We start from the raw sequence: 935 nt of genomic DNA, 5'->3' as shown, positions 1-935 counted from the left end.
GCCATTTTTAAAAGAAAAACTGGCAGGTGCCAGTTAGTTAATCAATTCGATTTGCGCTCGTATAATCATAAAATTCATTAAACACATAGTCTTGTAACTTTTTAAATGTATTTAAATCTTTTCCACCACAAGGTTTATTGTCGATTTTATTTACTCTTTTACAAATATGTGTACTGCTAGATACTATAATTTCATCCGCATCTAATAATTCTTGTAAAGAATATACCTTTTCTTCATAATGAATATTTAGTGCTCTACAAGCCTCTAATAAATGTTTACGTGCAATACCCGGTAAAATATATTCGTCGCAAGGCGCTGTAATGAATACTCCATCTTTTAAAATAGAAACATTACTATGTGCACATTCTGTTACTCTATCTTTGCCCCTATGTAAAATACATTCATCATATCCATGATTGTGAGCATTGGTTGAATACATTACTGCAGGAATTAAATTTATTGTCTTAATGTTATTGTGAAAAAAACGTGTATCTTCCATTGTTACTACAGACATTTCTTTATTTGGATCCGTTAAAGCTTTTGGAGTAATCATTACCCATAAGTTTCCAACCATATCATCCGAATATATGTGATTACGTATACCCGTCCCTCTAGAAACTTGCCAATATACAAATTGCGTTGGTGAATCTACTTTTTTTACTAATGAAATTAATAAATCTTGTAGTTCTTCCTTTTCATAAGGAATTTTTATATTTAAAAGTCTAGCACTATTATAGAAACGATTCAAATGATCTTGTAGCGCAAAAATTGTGTGATTATTCGCATAAGAAGCATCGTATACTCCATCACCAAAATAACAAGCACGATCTAGCATGGGTACTTGCATATTTTCTAATTCATCTATTTTTCCATTGTAAAAACCTAAATTTTTCATAATATCCTCTTTTCGTTCCCATATATTATATGCCGAAATG

1 protein-coding gene is annotated in these 935 nt (G+C 30.6%); it reads right to left on the bottom strand.

The features are described from left to right. Window positions 1-37: 37 nt before the first annotated feature. The coding region (locus EUBIFOR_RS11905) for an aminotransferase class IV (RefSeq protein ID WP_003866325.1) at window positions 38-935 on the bottom strand (898 nt) is incomplete at its 5' end.

Origin of the sequence: Holdemanella biformis DSM 3989 (assembly GCF_000156655.1) — a bacterium.
Lineage (GTDB): Bacteria > Bacillota_I > Bacilli_A > Erysipelotrichales > Erysipelotrichaceae > Holdemanella > Holdemanella biformis.
Note: the sequence above shows the minus strand (reverse complement) of the source record. Positions and strands in the feature narration are given on the sequence as shown.